At 69.4% G+C, this 19160-nt stretch carries 18 protein-coding genes; 4 read left to right on the plus strand and 14 right to left on the minus strand.

All coding sequences use genetic code 11. The features are described from left to right. Window positions 1-10 precede the first annotated feature (10 nt). On the plus strand, window positions 11-676 hold the full coding sequence (locus DEJ21_RS04610) for an exonuclease domain-containing protein (protein ID WP_181435780.1): 666 nt from the start codon (window positions 11-13) through the stop codon (window positions 674-676). Between the two features lie 156 nt (window positions 677-832). After that, a complete protein-coding gene (locus DEJ21_RS04615) occupies window positions 833-1591 on the plus strand; it encodes a GntR family transcriptional regulator (RefSeq protein WP_071405736.1) in 759 nt (252 codons plus the stop codon). A 143-nt stretch (window positions 1592-1734) separates the two neighbouring features. Here the strand turns inward: DEJ21_RS04615 and DEJ21_RS04620 are convergent, their stop codons facing one another. The 11 genes from DEJ21_RS04620 to iolC all read right to left on the minus strand — a co-directional run bounded on the left by DEJ21_RS04620 (window position 1735) and on the right by iolC (window position 14079). Next, the gene (locus DEJ21_RS04620) at window positions 1735-2142 is read right to left on the minus strand and encodes a tautomerase family protein (protein ID WP_111223851.1); all 408 of its coding nucleotides are present in this window, start codon (window positions 2140-2142) and stop codon (window positions 1735-1737) included. A gap of 61 nt (window positions 2143-2203) precedes the next feature. Then, window positions 2204-3397, minus strand: a complete 1194-nt coding sequence (locus tag DEJ21_RS04625) for a Gfo/Idh/MocA family protein (RefSeq protein ID WP_111223852.1) — start codon at window positions 3395-3397, stop codon at window positions 2204-2206. A gap of 225 nt (window positions 3398-3622) precedes the next feature. After that, window positions 3623-4735, minus strand: a complete 1113-nt coding sequence (locus DEJ21_RS04630; RefSeq protein WP_111223853.1) for a transaldolase family protein — start codon at window positions 4733-4735, stop codon at window positions 3623-3625. After that, window positions 4732-5601, minus strand: coding sequence for a sugar phosphate isomerase/epimerase family protein (locus tag DEJ21_RS04635; RefSeq protein WP_110864413.1), 870 nt, complete (start codon window positions 5599-5601; stop codon window positions 4732-4734). Before DEJ21_RS04635 ends, DEJ21_RS04630 begins: the two co-directional genes overlap by 4 nt. A gap of 3 nt (window positions 5602-5604) precedes the next feature. Further along, complete coding sequence (locus DEJ21_RS04640; RefSeq protein WP_111223854.1) at window positions 5605-6678, minus strand: Gfo/Idh/MocA family protein; 1074 nt, start codon at window positions 6676-6678, stop codon at window positions 5605-5607. Window positions 6679-6722: 44 nt separating this feature from the next. After that, window positions 6723-7676 carry a sugar phosphate isomerase/epimerase gene (locus tag DEJ21_RS04645; RefSeq protein ID WP_042539399.1) on the minus strand — a complete coding sequence of 318 codons (954 nt, stop codon included), beginning with the start codon at window positions 7674-7676 and terminating at the stop codon, window positions 6723-6725. 33 nt (window positions 7677-7709) lie between these two features. Further along, a complete protein-coding gene (gene iolD / locus DEJ21_RS04650; protein ID WP_111223929.1) occupies window positions 7710-9599 on the minus strand; it encodes a 3D-(3,5/4)-trihydroxycyclohexane-1,2-dione acylhydrolase (decyclizing) in 1890 nt (629 codons plus the stop codon). A gap of 17 nt (window positions 9600-9616) precedes the next feature. Further along, window positions 9617-10540 (minus strand): 5-deoxy-glucuronate isomerase, encoded by a 924-nt coding sequence (gene iolB, locus DEJ21_RS04655; RefSeq protein WP_111223855.1) that lies wholly within the window; start codon window positions 10538-10540, stop codon window positions 9617-9619. Between the two features lie 8 nt (window positions 10541-10548). Continuing rightward, window positions 10549-12060, minus strand: a complete 1512-nt coding sequence (locus DEJ21_RS04660) for a CoA-acylating methylmalonate-semialdehyde dehydrogenase (RefSeq protein ID WP_110864410.1) — start codon at window positions 12058-12060, stop codon at window positions 10549-10551. Next, a complete protein-coding gene (locus DEJ21_RS04665) occupies window positions 12057-13046 on the minus strand; it encodes a class I fructose-bisphosphate aldolase (protein ID WP_111223856.1) in 990 nt (329 codons plus the stop codon). Before DEJ21_RS04665 ends, DEJ21_RS04660 begins: the two co-directional genes overlap by 4 nt. Next, window positions 13039-14079: a 5-dehydro-2-deoxygluconokinase gene (gene iolC, locus DEJ21_RS04670; RefSeq protein WP_110864409.1), complete on the minus strand. Its 1041-nt coding sequence runs from the start codon at window positions 14077-14079 to the stop codon at window positions 13039-13041. Before iolC ends, DEJ21_RS04665 begins: the two co-directional genes overlap by 8 nt. 190 nt (window positions 14080-14269) lie before the next feature. Between iolC and DEJ21_RS04675 the strand changes: the two genes are divergently transcribed. Further along, window positions 14270-15532, plus strand: a complete 1263-nt coding sequence (locus tag DEJ21_RS04675) for a DNA recombination protein RmuC (protein WP_111223857.1) — start codon at window positions 14270-14272, stop codon at window positions 15530-15532. A 23-nt stretch (window positions 15533-15555) separates the two neighbouring features. Beyond that, window positions 15556-16656, plus strand: a complete 1101-nt coding sequence (locus tag DEJ21_RS04680) for a DUF1266 domain-containing protein (RefSeq protein ID WP_111223858.1) — start codon at window positions 15556-15558, stop codon at window positions 16654-16656. A 141-nt stretch (window positions 16657-16797) separates the two neighbouring features. Here DEJ21_RS04680 and DEJ21_RS04685 read toward each other — a convergent pair whose 3' ends face one another. The 3 genes from DEJ21_RS04685 to DEJ21_RS04695 all read right to left on the minus strand — a co-directional run bounded on the left by DEJ21_RS04685 (window position 16798) and on the right by DEJ21_RS04695 (window position 19157). Then, window positions 16798-17424: a hypothetical protein gene (locus tag DEJ21_RS04685; protein ID WP_111223859.1), complete on the minus strand. Its 627-nt coding sequence runs from the start codon at window positions 17422-17424 to the stop codon at window positions 16798-16800. A gap of 192 nt (window positions 17425-17616) precedes the next feature. Further along, a complete protein-coding gene (locus DEJ21_RS04690) occupies window positions 17617-18396 on the minus strand; it encodes an ankyrin repeat domain-containing protein (protein ID WP_258372447.1) in 780 nt (259 codons plus the stop codon). Between the two features lie 221 nt (window positions 18397-18617). After that, entirely contained in the window at window positions 18618-19157 is a 540-nt protein-coding gene (locus tag DEJ21_RS04695) for an RNA 2'-phosphotransferase (protein ID WP_111223860.1), read from the minus strand. Between the last annotated feature and the right edge of the window lie 3 nt (window positions 19158-19160).

Genomic DNA, 19160 nt, shown 5'->3' on the forward strand with positions numbered 1-19160 from the left:
ACGGAGGGCGATGTCGGAACCCCGTGCGACGATCGGGACCGTGCCGTTGAACTTCACCGCGATCGACTTCGAGACCGCCAACAGCTCGCCCGCCAGCGCCTGCTCCGTCGGGCTCGTGAAGGTCCGCGCCGGCCGGGTCGTCGATCGGGCGTCGTGGTTCATCCGCCCGCCGTTCGGGCACGACGCGTTCCTGGAGTGGAACACGCGGATCCACGGCATCGTCGCCGAGGACGTCACGCACGCCAAGACGTGGGAGCAGCAGTACCCCGACCTGGTGGCCTTCGCCGAGGGTGACGTCCTGGTGGCCCACAACGCCCGCTTCGACATGGGCGTCATCGCCGGTGGGTGCTCCGCGACGGGCATCGACCTGGCCGAGCACCACTCGCTGTGCTCCCTGGCGGTCGCCCGCAAGACCTACACGCTCGACTCGTACCGGCTGCCGGTCGCCGCGATGGCCGCCGGGTTCGAGGGCTTCCAGCACCACGACGCCGCCGCCGACGCCGAGGCCTGCGCCGCGATCGTCGTGCACGCAGCCGGGCACCACGGGGTCGAGACGGTCGAGGCGCTCGGCGCGGTGACCCGGGTGACGATCGCCCCGGTCCGCGCGCGTGCCGAGAAGCCGAAGGCCGCGAACCAGCCGCGGCTGTCGAACCGGCCGATGGTGTTCGCCGACTGAGGGTCTTCGCTGACTGACGGTCTGCGCTGGCTGACGGTGTTCGCCGACTGACGCAACGCCCGCTGCGCGCGGCCGGGGTGTCACATCCCCGGTGGTATTGTCACGACAATGCCGTCGGCACCGACGCCGGTATCTCCGCACGTGTGAAGGACCGCGATGACCAACGAAGGCCAGCTGCCGTCCGACCTGTTCATGGACCTGGACCGGTCGGGTCCCATGCCCCTCTACTTCCAGGTCGCCTCGCGCATCGAGGAGTCGATCCGCTCCGGCGCGATGCCTCCAGGGGCCCGGCTCGAGAACGAGATCGCCCTCGGCGAGCGACTGGGTCTGTCGCGGCCGACGATCCGCCGGGCGATCCAGGACCTCGTCGACAAGGGCCTGCTGGTGCGCCGCCGTGGCATCGGGACCCAGGTCGTGCACGGGCCGGTGACCCGCAAGGTCGAGTTGACGAGCCTGTACGACGACCTGGCGCAGGGTGCGCAGGCTCCGGCGACGAAGCTCCTGCAGCGCAACGACGTCCCCGCGTCCGACGAGGTCGCCGCGGCACTGAGCATCGAGCCCGGCACGACCGTCGCGCACATCCGGCGGGTGCGGTTCGCCGAGGACGTCCCGATGGCGATCCTCGAGAACTACCTGCCGCCGGAGTTCCTCGACCTGACCGACGAGGACCTGCAGGCGTACGGGCTGTACCAGCTGCTGCGCGGCCGCGGCGTGACGATGCGGGTGGCGAAGCAGCGGATCGGCGCCCGTGCGGTCACCGACGAAGAGGCCGGCCTGCTCGAGATCGAGGACGGCGACCCGGTGCTCACGATGAGCCGTACCGCGTACGACGCCTCGGGCCGTGCGGTCGAGTACGGCGTGCACTGCTACCGCCCCGACCGGTACTCGTTCGAGGTCACGCTCGTCGACAAGTAGGTCGCTCGGCGAGAGGTCAGGACACGCTGTCAGCGATGCGCCGAGTGGTCACGAACTGTCGCCCGGACGCCCGGCAACCGACAGTTCGTGACCACTCGGCGGAACTGAGCGGGGTGTCGTGACCGCCTCGCACCCGCACGGCCTCAACCGAGCGCGGGCACCCCGAGCTCACCTGTGACGTACTGGGCACGCCCGAAGCCGAACGACCAGTCCTGCGGCCCGTTCTCGACGTAGCCGATGAAGACGTCCTCGGACGCGACACCGACCGCCGCGAGGGCGTCGTGGATCGCCCGGTACAGCGCCGCCTTCGCCTCGTCGGTCCGCCCGCGCTGCGTGAACACCTGGATGACGATGACACCCTCGGTGCGCTCGAACCCCAGGCCGGCGTCCTCGGCGATGATCTGCTGCGCCGGGTGCTCGGTGATCACCTGGAACCGGTCCCGCACCGGGATCCCGTACACGTCGACGATGGCCTGGTGGATGGCGTCGGCGATGCCACGGACGGCCTCCGGCGAGCGGCCGGTGGCGAGGTCGATACGGACGAGCGGCATGGTGCCTCCTGGTTGCTCGGACTTTGTCCTTACATACTAACAAGACGGCACCGCCACGTGTCTAGAACCTCGGCGTCGGCGCCCCGTACGTCAGCGGTCCGTCGACACGATCGACGTCGTGCCACGCGCCGTCGACCAGCGAGGCCTCTGCCGCCTCGACGATCGACGCGGCAGCCAGCCCGTCGGCGACCGAGGGTGCGAGCTGCTCCCCGCGCCGCACGCTCGCGATGAACTGCGCCGCCTCGATCGTCTTCAGGTCGTCGTAGCCCATCGCGGTCCCGGCGCCGGGCTGGAAGCGACCGAAGTCGCCGTCCCCGGGTGCGACGTAGTGCGTCGCGTACCCGTCGACCTCTTGCCCGTCCAGGTACACCTCGAGCTCGTTGAGGCGCTGGAAGTCCCACCGGACCGAGCCGCGGGTGCCGTAGATCTCGAGCGTGTACTCGGCGTGCGGCCCACGCATGACCCGACTCGAGTCCATCGTGCCGACCGCACCGTCCTCGAACCGGAACAGCAGGGCGGCGTAGTCCTCGTTCTCGACGGCACCGAGCTCGCCGGTGGCCGCCGCACTGCGGTCGACGATGCCGGCACCCGGGCGGGGACGCGACTCGATGAACGTCTCGGCGAGCGCACTGACCGAGGCGATCCGCCCCACCACGTACTGCGCCAGGTCGAGTCCGTGCGACAGCAGGTCGCCGAGCACACCTGATCCGGCTCGCTCACGCTCGAAGCGCCAGGTCAGCGGGGCCGCCGGGTCGGACGAGTAGTCGGCGAGCAACGAGCCGCGCACGTTCGTGATGCGCCCGAGCCGCCCACTGCGGACGAGTTCACGGGCGCGCTCGATCGCCGGGGCGTGCCGGTAGTTGAAGCCGACGCTCGTGATGACGCCGGCCCGCTGCACCGCCTGGTGGATGGAGCGCGAGTCGCTGGCGTACCGGCCCATCGGCTTCTCGATCCAGAACGGCTTGCCCGCCTCGGCCGCGGCGACGGCCATCTCGCGGTGCAGGAAGTTCGGCGAACAGATCGACACGACGTCGACCGCCGGGTCGGCGAGGACCTCGTGGTAGTCGGCGACGGCCCGCTCGTACCCGAGCCGCGTCACCGCCTGGTCACGGGCCGCCTCGATCGGGTCGGCCGCGACGACGAGCCGCGGCTGGACGCCGAGCTCCGGGAAGTGGTCCGGCAACGCTCGGTAGGCACGCGAGTGCAACCGCCCCATCCAGCCGACCGAGATCAGCCCGACGCCGATGCTGTCCATGGAGAACTCCTTCGTTCAGGTGACACGCATTGGAGCGCGACAACGAGCGTAGCCGATGCGGCGGCCTTTGTCAGCACATGACGCAACCGTCTGGAGGCCCGGCGCCGGTCTCGGGGACCGGCACCGGGCCTCCAGGCTGGTGCGTCAGCGCGCGGGGCGCGGGGCGCGACCCGTGGTTGCGACCGCGGATCGCGCCGCGCATCAGACCGCGACTCGGATCGCGTCTCAGATCGCGGGGACGATGATGTCGCGGACCAGGGCGTCGAGCTTCGCGTCGGCGTCCAGGAACTGCCGGAGCGTCGTCACGGTCGCACCGAAGCGGTCGAACTCGTCGATCGTCATGCCGTCCACGTCGTAACCGCGGGCGAACTCCGGCGTCGCGGCCCGGAGCGCCTCGATGACGTGCACGGGGACCTCGTCGTCGATGGCGTGCGGACGGAACGGGAACGCGTTGTCGTTGATGTCCTTCGTCCACTGGAACGGCGGCGACACCACCAGGTCCCCGCCCTGGAACTCCGACCACTGCAGTGCGTTGCGGAACGCGGCGACCAGCACGCGCGACCGGAACCCACGCTCCTGGAAGACGCGGTAGGCGTTCTTCACCGCGGCGACACCGGCCCACTCGAGGATGCCCGGGTCCACCATCACGTGGTCGCGCTTGACGACGGTCTTCAGCCAGTCGTCGAAGCGGCCGGCCATCAGGGTGACGACATGACCGAACTCCTGCTCCGGCAGGCCCTCGGCAGCACGGCGGTCGAGGGCGCGCTCGATGGCCTCGCCCACGGCGACGACCTGCGGCACGGTGAAGGACACCGTGGCGTTGATCGAGACCCCGCGGTAGGCGGCTTCCTCGATCGCGGCGATGCCGACCTTGGTGGCGGGGATCTTCACGATGATGTTCGGCGCGAGCTGCGAGAACCGGACGGCCTGCTCGACGAGCGCGTCGGCGTCGCGGTGGAACCGGGGGTCGGTCTGCATGGACAGTCGACCGTTCCGGCCTCCGGACGCCTCGAACGCGGACAGCAGCTGCGCCGCGGCGGCGATGGAGAGCTCCTCGACGGCCTTCCAGCCGATCCAGGACTCCCCCGCCGTCGGGTGCTCCTCGGCGATCTCGCGGATGCGCGGGACCCAGGTCTCCGGGTCCTGCTGGATGCAGGTGTACGCGATCACCGGGTTGCAGGTCGCACCGACGGCACCGTACTCGTGGATGGCGGTCGACAGTTCGCGCGGGTCGGCGGAGTCGTTCCACAGGGCGGTCGGGGTCTGCTCCGCGGCCTGCAGGGTGACGGGACGGGAGTCGGCGTCGGTGGACGCCTGCGTCTCGAGGGTGGTGGTCATCGGTGGAGTCCCTTCGTGATCGTGTCGAGCTGGAACCGCGACACCGCGTCGGCGTTCTCGTCCTCGGCGAAGACGCTCGAGACGGCGACGGTGTCCTCGCGCGCCGAGAAACCGACCCGGTCGAGTGCTGCCCAGAAGGCGTCGAAGTCGACGTCCGCCTGGCCGACCGGCAGGTGCTGGTGCACGCGGACCGGGTTGCCGGGCGGGTTCGTGATGTAGCGCAGGCCGTGCGAGCGACGGTGGTCGTACGCGTCGGCGACGTGGACCAGCTGCAGCGAGTCACCGGCCGCGTCGATGATCTCGTCCATGTTGCCGCCGTAGTGGAACGTGTGGCAGGCGACGTACACGAAGCCGACGTGCTTCGAGTTCAGGCCGCGGATCACCCGGAGCGCCTCGAGCCCGTCCTCGACGAAGTCGTCGGGGTGGGGATCGATGAGCACACGGATGCCGGCGTCCTCGATGATCGGCAGCAGTTCCTCCATCGACCGGTAGAACTGGTCCTCGGACTCCTCGGCACGCTCGGGGCGGCCGGAGAACTCCGTGTTGATGGTGTCCACGCCGAGGCGCTTCGTGATCTCGATGACCCGCTTCCACTTCCGCACCGCAGCCTGTCGGGCGTCCTCGTCCGGACCCGACCAGCGCAGCACGGGCAGCACGCTCGCCACCTGGACCCCGGCGTCACGGCAGGCCGCGGCGAACGCGTCGACCAGGTCGTCGTCGGCCTTGGGGTGCCGGTAGAAAGGGATGAAGTCCTTGTGCGGGGTGAGCTGCAGGTACTCGTAGCCGAGCTCCGCGACCTTGCGCGGGAACTCGAGCAGCGACAGGTCGTGGTGGAACGGGGTCGGGTCGAGCGCGATCTTCGGCATCGATCAGGCCCCGGCGAGCGCGGCGGTCGCGTCGCTCGTCGCGTCGCTCGTCTCGTCGTAGAACGCCGGCTTCGTGACCGCGTACTCGACCGCTTCGTGCGCGCCGGACTGCTGGGCCCGGACCGCCACCTCGGCGACGACGGATGCGGTGTAGCCGTCCCAGGCACTCGGCCCGTCGATGCCACCGGTCCGGGCAGCGTCGACCCAGCGCTGGACCTCTTCGTCGTAGGCGGCACCGAAGCGCTCCTTGAAGGACGGCGTGACGCCCTGCGAGGTCGCTCCGGCTGCGACGAGCGAGAGCGACGTGTCGCGGCCGATGTACGCGACACCGGACTCGAACACGGCGTCGGTGGTGACCTGGTAGCCGAACTGGGCGTTGACGTTGATCTCGACGATCGCCATCGTGCCGGACTCGGTGGTGAACAGGACGAACTGCGGCTCGGGCAGGTCGGCCGGCGCGAGGGAGTTCTTGCGCGGCTTCTTCACCTCGACGCTCGTGATGGCTTCGCCGGTCAGGAACGGGATGATGTCGATCTCGTGGATCACCGAGTCGTGGATGAGCATCGACTCGCTGAAGTTCGGCGGCGTCGTCGGGTTGCGGTGCGCGTGGTGCAGGGCGAGCAGGGCGCCGTTCGCCCCCGACTCGCGCAGGGCCTTGAGCTCCTGGTACCCGGCGTCGAACCGGCGCATGAAGCCGACCTGGATGACGGGCCGGGCGGCGTGCCGCTGCTCGAGCTCGACGATGCGCAGCGAGTCCTCGGCGCTGGTCGTCAGCGGCTTCTCGCACAGGACGGTGAGGCCGCGCTCGAGCGCGGTCACCAGGATCGGCTCGTGCAGGAAACCCGGCGTCGCGATGATGACGGCGTCGATCTCGGTCTGCTCGAGCGCCTCGTCGAAGGACGCGGCGGTGATCGCGCCGGGCGCCAGGGCGGCTGCCGCAGCGGCACGGGCCTGGTCGGGCTCGACGACGGCGACGACGTCGGCGTTCGAGATCTTGGCGGTGATGCGACGGACGTGGTCGGCGCCCATCATGCCGGCGCCGACGACGGCGACGCGGAGGTTCTGCGTGGTGGTCATGGTGGTGTTCTCCTGGGGGTTGTTGACGCTGCGTGGACGGCGCGTCAGGAGGCGCGGGCGGCCGAGGTCGAGCCGAAGATGTGCTGGAAGGTGCGCTCGGCGATCGGGCCGGGGGCGTCGACGGAGCAGCCGTACATGTCCTGCTCGACGATGCCGAAGATGTCCGGGTTGATCGCGGCGACGGCCTCGATGATCGGGGCGAGCTCCGGGGTGCCGTGCGGCGGCTCGGTCATGATGCCCTGCGACACGGCGGTGGCGAACGGCACGTCGTTCTTGAGCACGTCGAACAGCAGGTCGGTGTCGACCTGCTTGAGGTGCAGGTAGCCGATGCGCTCCGGGTGAGCGGCGATGAGCTTGAGGTTGTCGCCGCCGTAGTAGGCGAAGTGGCCGGTGTCGAGGCAGAGGTTGGTGTACTCGGGGTTCGTGACCTCGAGGAACCGCACGGTCTCCTTGTAGGTGCCGACGTGGCTGTCCGCGTGGGTGTGGAACTGCTGGTGGACGCCGTACTCCTCGAGCAGCGCCTTGCCGAGCTGGTCGTGTCCCTTGCCGAGACGCTCCCACTGCTCGTCGGTGAGCGTGCGCGCCTCGAGCACCTCTTCGGTGGCGTCCGAGCGCCACAGGTCCGGGATCGTCACCAGGTGCTCGGCGCCGAGCTTCGCGGCCAGACCGGCGACCGCGACGGCCTGGTCCCACGCACGCTGGAACTGGTCCTCGCCCTTGTGGAACCCGGTGAAGACCGTGCCGGCCGACAGCTTGAGCCCGCGGGACTCGAGCTCGTCGGACAGCTGCGACGGGTCGGTCGGCAGGTACCCGTACGGCCCGAGCTCGATCCACTCGTACCCGGCGGCGGACGCCTCGTCGAGGAAGCGCTGCCACGGCACCTGCTTCGGGTCGTCCGGGAACCAGACGCCCCACGAGTCCGGGGCGGTGCCGATGCGGATCGAGGCGGGCGCCGCGTCGGTGGCGGGGCTGCCGATGGGGGTGGCGGTGTCGGTCATGACGTCGCTGTCGCTTTCTGTCTCGTGAACGGTTCAGCCGAGCAGCGGACGCTGCGTGGCGACCTGCTGCTCGTACTCGGCGCGGGCGGCCTGGGTGCTGGGGAGGGTGGAGGTCTGCGCGACCGGCACGTCCCACCAGCCGTCGCCCTCGGGGGCGTAGACCAGCGGGTCGGAGTTGATGTGCACCAGGGTGGTGTGGTCGTTCGCCTTCGCCTGACGCAGCGCGGCCTTCAGGTCCTCGATGCTGTCCGGACCGGGCTGCACCTCGATGACGTCGACGCCGTACGAGCGGGCGTTGGCTGCGAGGTCGACGGGCAGGGGCTCGCCGTTCTCGAACGACTCGGTCTCGTCGAGGTACCGGTACTTCGTGCCGAAGCGCTCGGAGCCGACGGTCTCGGACAGGTGCCCGATCGACGCGTACCCGTGGTTCTGGATGAGCACGACGATGATCTTGATGCCCTCGGCCACGGCGGTGACGAGCTCGGTGTGCAGCATCAGGTAGCTGCCGTCGCCGACCATCACGATCGCGTCGCGGTCCGGAGCCCCGCGTCGCACCCCGATGCCACCGGCGATCTCGTAGCCCATGCAGGAGAACGCGTACTCGACGTGGTAGCCGAGCTCGTCGCGCACCCGCCAGAGCTTGTGCAGGTCGCCGGGCAGCGAGCCCGCGGCCTGGATCACGACGTCGCGCGGGTCGGAGACCGACTGCACGGCGCCGATGATCTCGGGCTGGCCGGGCAGGTCCGCGCCGGTCGGCGCGAACGCGCCGTCGACGGCGGCGTCCCACGCCGCCTTCAGCGAGGCGATCTCGGACGCGTAGCCGGGCTCGACGACGTACGCCGTGTCCGAGGTGAGCGACTCGGTCAGGGCGACCAGGGCCTCCCGGGCGTCCGCGATCAGCGGCAGCTGCGAACCGTGCTTGTAGGCGTCGAACGCGGCGACGTTGACGTTGACGAACGTGACGTCCGGGTTCTGGAACGCCGTGCGCGACGCCGTGGTGAAGTCGCTGTAGCGGGTGCCGATCCCGATGACGACGTCGGCCTGGGCGGCGATCGCGTTGGCGGCCGCGGTGCCGGTCGCGCCGATCCCGCCGAGGTACTGCGGGTGGTCCCAGACCAGGGATCCGCCGCCGGCCTGCGACGTGCCGACCGGGATCCCGGTGGCCTCGACGAAGGCGCGGAGCTCGTCGGCGGCGTCGGAGTACAGCACCCCGCCGCCGGCCACGATGACCGGACGCCGGCCGGCGCGGATCGCGGCCACGGCTCGCTCGAGCGGGCCACGCTCGGGCAGCGGACGGCGGATGTGCCATTCGCGCGGCTGCAGGAACGCGACGGGGACGTCGAACTCCTCGGCCTGGACGTCCTCGGGCAGGGCGATCGTCACCGCACCGGTCTCGGCCGGGTCGGTGAGGACCCGCATCGCGGCGAGGGCGATCGAGAACAGCTGCTCCGGACGCTCCACACGGTCGAAGTAGCGCGAGAGCGGACGGAAGGCGTCGGTGACCTGCAACGACGTGTCGTGCGGCAGCTCGATCTGCTGGAGCACCGGGTCGGTGGTGCGCGTGGCGAAGGTGTCCGACGGCAGCAGCAGGGCCGGCAGCCGGTTCGTGGTGGCGAGCGCCGCGGCGGTCAGCATGTTGGCGGCGCCCGGGCCCACCGACGCCGTGGACGCGTAGGTCGCGCGGCGGCGGTGCATGCGGGCGAAGCCGACGGCCTCGTGCACCATCGCCTGCTCGTTGCGGGCCTGGTGGTACGGCAGCAGCCCGGGCTGCTCGACGTGGAGCTGCTTGATGGCCTGACCGACCCCGGCGACGTTGCCGTGCCCGAAGATGCCGAAGATCCCCGGGATGGTGCGTTCGCGGACGTCGCCGTCGACGGTCCACTGGTTGGCAAGGAACTCGACGAGTGCCTGGCCCACGGTCATCTTCCGCGTGGTGGTGGTCACGCCTGCTTCCTTTCGTAGGGCAGTCGTGGGTCGATCGATTCCGATGCCCACGCCTGCCGGACCCACCCGTGGGCGGGGTCGTCGGTGATGTTCCAGACGCGCTCCGGGTCGGGCCCGGCCATCACGTTCAGGTAGTACATGTCGTAGCCCGGAGCGGCGACCGCCGGACCGTGCCAGCCGTACGGCACCAGGGCGACGTCGCCGGTCCGGACCTGCCGGAACTCGTCGATGGCGCGGTCGTCCGAGGCGTACGTGCGGTGCAGGGCGAACGGGTCGGCGGCCTCGGGCGCGATCGACTCGAGCCCACGGGACACCGCCGCCTCGTAGTAGTAGATCTCCTCGAGGTTCGACTCCGAACCGGGCACGTTCGTGTCGTGCTTGTGCGGCGGGTACGACGACCAGTTGCCGGCCGGCGTGATCACTTCGCACACGATGAACTTGACGGCGTCGAGCGCGGCCGGGGTGCCGAAGTTGTGCACCTGGCGGCTCGACTGCCCGGCACCGCGGAGTTCCACGGGCACGTCCGGCCGGGCCACGTAGGTGGTCGGCTTGACGGTGTCGGTGGGGGCTTCCGCGACGGCGAACCGGCCGCTGCCGGTGATGGTGGCCGTGGAGCCCGATCCCAGGTACAGGACGTCGGTGGGGCCGTCGAAGACGCTCCCCCGCCCCTGCAGGGTCTGCTCGCCGTCACCGGCGGCGCCCGAATGGGTCACGTGGAACGACCCGGCGAGCGGCACGACGATGCGCTCCACGGCGTCGGCCGGGAGGCGCAGCTCGCCCCCGTCGGTCAGCGCCCCGGTCCGGAGCCCGGTGTGCGCCCACCCCTCGATGCGACCGTCGACCACGTCGGTCCAGCCCGCCTCGGGCCGGGAGCCCGCCGGGATGAACCACTGGTCGTGCTGGTGCTGTTCGTTCGCCATGCCGCGGGTCAGTTGTTCGACGGGAAGCCGAGGTTGATGCCGCCGTGCGACGGGTCGAGCCAGCGGCTCGTGATCGCCTTCTGGCGGGTGAAGAAGCTCACGCCGTCGGCCCCGTACGCCTTGTGGTCACCGAACAGCGAGTTCTTCCAGCCACCGAACGAGTAGTAGGCGACCGGCACCGGGATCGGGACGTTGATGCCGATCATGCCGACCTGCACGTCGCGCTGGAACCGTCGGGCGGCGCCACCGTCGTTCGTGAAGATGGCGGTGCCGTTGCCGTACGCGCCGGAGTTGATGAGCTCGAGGCCCTCTTCGTAGGTGGCGACCCGCACGACGCTCAACACCGGACCGAAGATCTCCTCGGTGTAGACGCGGCTGGTGGTGGGCACCTGGTCGATCAGCGTCGGGCCCAGCCAGAAGCCGTTCTCGTCGCCGTCGGGTCGGACGGTGCGGCCGTCCACCACAACCACCGCACCGTCCTGCTCTGCGACCTCGATGTACGAGGCGACCTTGTCACGGTGCTGCTTCGTGACGAGCGGGCCCATGTCGCACCCGCGACGACCGTCGCCGATGCGCAGGGTCGCCGCGCGGTCCTTGATCTTCTGGATGAGCTCGTCGGCCACCGGCTCGACGGCGACGACGACCGAGATCGCCATGCAGCGTTCACCCGCCGAACCGAAGCCGGCGTTGATCGCGTTGTCGGCGACCAGGTCGAGGTCGGCGTCCGGCAGGACGAGCATGTGGTTCTTCGCGCCACCGAGGGCCTGCACGCGCTTGCCGTGCTTGGTACCGGTCTCGTAGACGTACTGCGCGATGGGCGTGGAGCCGACGAACGAGATCGACTCGACGTCGTCGCTGGTGAGCAGGCCGTCGACGGACAGCTTGTCGCCGTTGAGGACGTTGAAGACGCCGTCGGGCAGCCCGGCCTCCTTGAACTTCTCGGCGAGCCAGATGGCGGCCGACGGGTCCTTCTCGCTCGGCTTCAGCACGACGGTGTTGCCCGCGGCGATCGCGATCGGCAGGAACCAGAGCGGCACCATCGCCGGGAAGTTGAAGGGGCTGATGATGCCCACGACGCCGAGCGGCTGGCGGATCGAGTAGACGTCGATGCCGGTCGAGACCTGGTCGGAGAACTCGCCCTTCATCAGGCTCGGGATGTTGGTGGCGAGTTCCACGACCTCTTGCCCACGGGCGATCTCGCCCATGGCGTCGTCGATGACCTTGCCGTGCTCGCTCGTGATGATCTCGGCCAGCTCGGCCTTGTCGCGGTTCAGGATCTCGCGGAACGAGAACAGGATCGCCTGGCGCTTGGCCAGCGACAGGTTGCTCCAGCCGGGGAACGCCGCCTTGGCGCTGCCGATGGCCGCCTGGATCTCGGACTCGTCGGCCAGCGCGACCTGCTTGGTCGCGACGCCGAGCGCCGGGTCGTACACGGGGGCGGTGTTGCCCGACGCGGATTCGACGCGCTTGCCGTCGATCCAGTGCCCGACGGTGGTGGTGGTCGTGTCGGTGAGCGTCATGCGTTGCTTCCTTCCGAGATGGACGAGTCCATGGTGGTGGCGCCCGCGAGCCGAGCGGCTGGGTCGTGGGCTTCTGTGGAGAACCCGCCCCGGGCCTCCTGGCTGTGGACGAGACCGGCGGCAACGTCCACGGCGGCGGCGACGTCGCCGTCCGAGGGGTAGAGCAGGGTGCGTCCGACGACCAGGCCGCGGACGCCGGGCAGGGCCAGGGCGTCAGCCCACTTGGCGTACGTCTCCAGCGGGCGCGAAGCCGGGTCACCGCCGAGCAGCAGCGTCGGGAGCGTCGTCGCGGCCATCACGCGCTCCATGTCGTCGACGACGGGGATCTTGAGCCAGCTGTAGGCGCTGGACTCGCCGAGGCCGGCAGCGATGGCCATCGAGGTGATCACGGCGTCGGCCGACAGGTCGTTGACGACCCGGCCGTCCCGCCACTCGGACATGAACGGCTCGAGCATGATCGGCAGCTGGAGCGCCGCGGCCTCGCTGACGGCGCGGGCCGTGGCCTCGAGCGTCGGCGCGGTGCCCGAGTCCTCCAGCGCGATGCGCACCAGCAGCTTGGCGAAGTCGAGCCCGGAGTCCTTGATCGCCTGCGCCGAGTACGCCGTGTACCGGTCGTCCATCTCGAACGTGGCACCGCGGAGTCCGCCGCGGTTCATCGACCCGACGACGACCTTGCCGTCGAGGGCGCCGAGCAGCGCGAGGTCCTCCAGGATGTCTGGGGTGCCGAGCACCCCGTCGACTCCCGGCCGGCCGAGGGCCGTGACGAGCCGCTCGAGCAGGTCGTAGCGGTCCGCCATCGCGGACTCGTCGTCGCGCACCGCCAGCGCACCGCGTGCGGGGTGGTCGGCGGCGACGATGAAGAGCTTGCCGTCGTCGGCGAGCAGGGAGCGCTTGCGGCGGGCGTCGAGCGTGGCACGCACCAGGTCCGGCTGGCCGGCACGGATGTCACGGAGGCGCTGGAAGTCAGCGGGGCTGAGCTCAGGCATGGGTCTTCTCCTCGGTGTGCGTCTCACCCGTGTGCGTCGCACCCGTGTGCGTCGTGCCCTCGGCCGGGTTGTCGGTCAGGAACTGCTCGATCTCGTCGCTCGTCGGCATCGCCGTCGAGCACTCGAACCGCGTCGCGACGATCGCGCCGGCGGCGTTGCAGAACGCCAGGATCCGCTCGAGGCTCCAGCCCTGCAGCAGCCCGTGGGTCAGCGCGCCGCCGAAGCCGTCGCCCGAGCCGAGCCCGTTCACGACGTCGATGTGGTGCGGACGGAACTCGACGAACTCGTCGCGGGTCTTCGCCAGCACGCCCTTCGGCCCCTGCTTGACGATCGCGATCTCGACACCGCGGTCGAGCAGCGCGTCGGCGGCGCGGACCGGGTCGGTCTCACCGACCGCCACCTCGCACTCCTCGCGGTTGCCGACGGCGACGGTGGCGTGCTCGAGGGCGATCGCGACCTCGCGCGTCGCGGCCTCGGGGCTCGACCAGAACATCGACCGGTAGTCCAGGTCCAAGACGGTGTGGGTCTTCGTGCTGTTCTGCGCGGCGGACCGGGCTTCGTACGCGACGTGGTGCGCCTGTCGGCTCGGCTCCTCGCTGAGGCCGGTCACCGTGGTCCAGAAGATCTTCGCGCGCTCGATCTCGTGCAGCGGCAGGGACTTCGCCGTGATCATCAGGTCCGGCGCCTTCGGGGCCCGGTAGAAGTAGAGCGGGAAGTCGTCCGGCGGGAAGATCTCGCAGAAGGCGACGGGGGTGTTCAGCCCCTCCACCGTCTCGACGAACGCGTTCGCGACCCCGTACTCGGGCAGCGTGCGGGCGATGTACCGGCCGAAGGGGTCGTTGCCCGTCCGGGTGATGACCGCGGCGTCCGCGCCGTGTCGAGCAGCGGCGATGGCGACGTTGGTGGCGCTGCCGCCGACGGACTTCGAGAAGGTCGAGACGTCCTCGAGCGGGCCGGTCTGCTGCGGGTAGATGTCGACGCTGACGCGTCCCATCGTGATCACGTCGTAGGCGTGGGGAGCTTGGTTCGTCATGCGACGCGGTGGACCTTCCGTGCGGCTTCATCGGCGGACGATCACGACTGTACACCCTGTTTGCCCTAATGTCATGACATGGATTCCGCGGTCCGTCACGTTGGTCCCGTGGCGCCGGTCACGCTGGTTCTGCGGGGCGCGCCGGAGTGCCGGGAGGCGCGGTGTCGGTGGGTTCTGCCAGGGTCGCGACATGCAGATCCTCGCCCTGGTCATCGGTCTCGTGATCGGCATCGCCGTCGGTGCGGTCGTCGCCTGGTCGCTCGCCCGCTCGCGCGCGGGCGTCGACGCCGCGTCGGCCCGTGCGACGGCCGAGGCACTCCGCGGCCAGCTCGAGGCAGTGCGGCGCGACGCCGAGGAACGCCTCGACGCCCAGGACACGCAGTACCGCCGCCAGGTCGACTCGCTCGAGCGGCGCTCCGCCGAGCTCGAGCACCTGGTGCAGCGCATGCACGGCGTCGACGCGGCACGGAACCAGAACGAGTCCAAGGTGCTCTCCGCGCTCAGCCCCGTGGCGCAGACGCTCGACGTGATGCGCACGAAGATCGCCGAGCTCGAGCAGTCGCGGAGCGAGCAGTACGGCGCGCTGTCGGCGCAGCTCCGGTCGGCCGCCGAGTCGGAAGAGCGCCTGCGCGCCACCGCCGACACCCTGGCCAGCGCCCTGTCGTCGAACAGCACGCGCGGCGTCTGGGGCGAGACGCAGCTGCGCAACGTGGTCGAGGCCGCCGGACTGCTCGAACGCGTCGACTTCGACGTGCAGTCCTCCGTCACCACCGCCGTCGGCTCCGCCCGCCCGGACATGGTCGTGCACCTGCCCGGCGGCAAGACCATCGCCGTCGACGCCAAGGTGCCGTTCAGCGCCTACCTGCAGGCCGCCGAGATCCCGGCGACCGCCACCGGTGCCGAGGCAGCCCGACGCGACCAGCTCGTCGCCCAGCACGTCAAGGCGCTCCGAGCCCACGTCGACGCCCTTGCCGCACGGGAGTACTGGACCGGCTACGACGCCTCCCCCGAGCTCACCGTCGCCTTCATCCCGTCCGAGTCGCTCATCTCGAGCGCCCTCGCCGCCGACCCCGGCCTGCTCGACCACGCCTTCCGCAAGCGCATCGCGCTCGCTTCACCCGTGACCCTGTGGTCCGTGCTCAAGACCGTGGCGTTCTCGTGGCAGCAGGACGTCGTCTCGCAAGAGGCACACGAGCTCTTCAAGGTCTCCCGCGAGCTCTACGGCCGGCTGTCCACGATGGCCGGGCACGTCGACAAGCTCGGCCGCTCGATCCGGGGCTCCGTCGTCGACTACAACCGCTTCGTCGGGTCGCTCGAACGCCAGGTCCTGCCCAGTGCCCGCCGGCTGTCGCTGCTCGACGAGTCGAAGGTCGTCGCGGACCCGTCGTCGATCGAGGACGAGCCGCGGCTGCTCACGGCGCCGGAGCTCGTCGGCGCCGTCGACGAGGACTGAGCCGCTCGCTACGATCGATCGTCATGGGGGAAGCACTGCAGAACCATCCCGGCGACCGCGAGTTCCCCGTCCGTCCACGCTGGCGACACCGGGCGATGGTCGCCAAGGCGCGGAAGCAGACCGGGCGACGACGGGACCGCGCCGCAGCGTGGATCACCATGGCGATCGCGATCGTGGCGTTCTTCGTCGCCCTCGTCGCCGCCACAGCCGGTCCGTACGACGTCCGGGCGCACTTCGGGTACGGCATCCAGGCGGTGTGGCGCTGCTTCCTGATCGCCGTCGTCGTGTGGTTCGTGCTGACCTTCATCACCTCGCTCCGTGACATCGGGCTGCCGGTGCGGGAACAGCGGCGGTACCGGGAGCGCACCGGTGCTCGCGAGCTGCCCGTCCGCCGACTGCAGCAGCTGGCCCTCGCCTCGTTCGGCGACTTCCACGAAGGATGGTGGCCAGCGTCGCTCGCCCCGTACGGTTCGCGGGTGGAGCTCGGCGGCGAGTACCTGCAGGACACCACGCCGTCGCCCTTCGTGACCATCCCCCTGCCCCCGCTGACGTTCCTGCGCCGCGAACTCGACGAGACCTACAAGATCGCCAGCGGGCGGGACGCACAGGCCTTCGCCGTCGACCTGCTCGGCCCGAAGAGCGTGTCGTGGCAGTTCCTCGCGTTGAGCCGATCCGCCGAGGGTGAGACCCGGCTCACCCGGCTGTCCTCACTGCTCGGCACCGACCCGTGGGCAGGGTCGAGCCTGCTCGAACGCCGAGCGGACCGCCCGCCGAAGCTGCTCTGGTCGATGGACGTCAAGAACGCGGTCACCGCCGTCAGAGGTGCGTACGTCGCCGGGCTCCTGAGCGAGGACGACGCGTGGTCGTCGATCGACCTGGTCTCCGATGTCGCCTTCACCCTGTTCGACTCGTGGGACGACTACTTCGACAACCTGCGGGCCGCGTACGCCCTGGTCTACGACGAGCTCAAGACGGTGCAGGAGTTCGATGCCGGGCGGCGTGAGCTCTTCGCCTCGAGCTGGCCGGTGACGCGGTTGCCGTGGCCGGGGTCGCCGGGGGCGCTGCTGCCCCGGACCGTCAGCGACCCGCTGTGGGCGGACGAGGACGACGCGTCGGTCTCCTGACCGCGACCGGACCTTCCTCGGGGCGACGGCTCATGCGTCGGACTACCCGGGGAGCGCGCGGACGGCCTCGGCGTTGCGGGCCCACACATGTTCTTTCGCAACGAGAAGGCCATCGGTCATTCTGCCTGGTCAGCTGACGAATCAGATGAGGGGGTTACCCTCGAGGACCTTCTTCGGTAACGCTTCCCAATCACCAAAATCCGGCGTGTTCGCCCAGTTCGGCTCGACGTCAACTCCGTGGAACTGCTCCAGGTCTTTTGTATGTTTGGAGTGATCGATCCGCGTGCGCTGCCCCTCGCCGTTCGGAGACAGGTGCAATTGATTGGAGAACAGGGGCTTGTTGGCCAGTGCACGTTCCTTCGGTCTGAAGTCATCAGGTTCGGGGAAGATCTTGTAGATCACTTCGCTGAGGAACAGCCGTCCGCCCCACCGGTTCGAATACGTGGCAAGGGTCACATTGCGATTGTTTGCGTCCCAAACGAACACTTGGAAAGCTGGCCCGTCGATGGCAATTCCGCCCCGAGGCGTGACCTCCATGGTCCAGGACGGTACAGCGGATGCGGGATCGATTTCAAAGCCGCCGTCGTCCCGCCTCACGAAGGTGCCGACACTCGGTTCGGCGGGGACCGCAGTGAACCAGTCCATCTGGTCATCCTGATGCTGGTGCCAACGCCCGCGACACTCTTGCTCGCTCAGGAATCCTCTCGGATCCGGCGTCCGGGTGAAGTGATTCCACTTCTGCATGTAGAGGTATCCGTGCTCGATCACGGGTTCCTCAATTGTCCTCGAGTTCTCGGCTCTACCGAATCTGAACATCAATCACCCTCGGCATTGAAAGAAGCACCGCGCAAATGTGCGTCAGCCCGCGCTGGGGGAAAGTTTCTGGGCACATATCGAGCGCCGACGCCATCCACGCTCTCGTCAAGCCGTAGTTCAGTCAATTGAATGCCTCTAGATCATTCACGCTGTCTGCCTCCGCTCGAGCTTAGCCGCACGATCGAGCACCTTGATCAACGGCTTCGGCGCCAGGAACGCTCGTGCCAGCCCTTGAGCGGTGAAGCCGTCTGCACCGACCAACCTGGCCTTCGCTCCGGCACTCAGCATTGCACTGGCGCCAGCCACCGCGTCGTCCACAGAGACCGGATGTGGGTTCGATCGATTCGGTCGCACGGGGAGAGAACGTCGTACGAGCAGTCGGAGCGGTGTCTCTCCAGCCACGGCAGAGTTGAGCAGAGCCGCATCGGCATGAACTGCTGATTGGATGTCGATGAGGGACCCATGCGTAGCGGCCTCGAACACGACCGATACGCCCGCCTCATCATGCTCGAACACCCGATCCTGCTGCAGCATGGCGATGAGCCCGGCTGGTGCGTCCCCCAAGATTCGGGCATAGCTCAGTGGGGTCGCACCAAAGTCGTTGACATGGCACGGATCAGCGCCGGCGTCGAGCAAGACGGCGACCGGATCAAGTCCGCCGTCGCCTGAGTTCGTCACTGCGAGCTGCAGCGGCGTCGTCCCCCAACGGTCCGGTGAGTCCACCTCCGCCCCGAGGGCCAGGAGTGCTCGCATCGCATGCACCGCACCGGTCTGAGCCGCGAAGTGGAGGGGCGTGAGGGCGTCGGCATTGGCGCGTGATGCTGAAGACACTTCGAAGCCTTCCGACGCGATCCTCGTGATCGCCTGCGCATCGTCCGCGATGATCGCATCCCAGAACGCAGAACTGTCCATCGCTGTGCTCATCGGATGATGCTATCCAGGACGTCCACGCCACCCGACTGCAAGCCCAGCTGGTCGGGCCTTCGCTTCTTCCGAGCAGTCTCACGTCTGATGAGATGAGGCTGCCGTCGCCCCCGCGCACTCGCGGAAGACTGAGAAATCGATCCGTTCGACCGGTGACCGTCTCGAGCGCATCGCCCAAGCAATGCAGGAGCCCCGCTACTCGCGCGGCTGAGGCAGGCGCGTCATTCCGCCGAGATGTACCGCGCGGGAACGAGCAAGGCCAGGGTCACCCGGCCGTGGCCCTCCGTGAACTCCACGCCCTCCCGGTGCGCGCGAGCTGCATCAATTCGCAACAGGACGGGAGCGGTGGACTTGCGCCGCCCAGCCTGCATAGCCAACTCGCGATCGGTCGTCAGATGCGCGTACTGGCGCCCCATCGGTAAGAGCCCTTCGCGCAGGATCGACTCAGCCGCAGCGGGGGAAGTTGCATGCCAGAGCACCGGCTGCGGAACGATCGCCGGCTTCACGATGCGCTCGTCCGTCGAGTGCCCGTACTGAGCACGGATCCGGTCGCTTTCGACGGCGAAGCGCTGCTTGTCGGACTCGGCGACCACTCGGCGCAGATCTTCCAACGATGCCTGAATGCCCGACCGCTCCAAAGCGTCGGCAAGATCTGCGAGCGGGACGCTCCCGTCAGCGCCGAGTTCCAGCCCGTACGCACCCGGTTCGTGCCGCAAAGCGTGCGACATCGCCTTGCTGATCGACGTGTCCTTGCGAGGCATGCC

The organism is Curtobacterium sp. MCSS17_006 (assembly GCF_003234215.1).
Lineage (GTDB): Bacteria > Actinomycetota > Actinomycetes > Actinomycetales > Microbacteriaceae > Curtobacterium > Curtobacterium flaccumfaciens.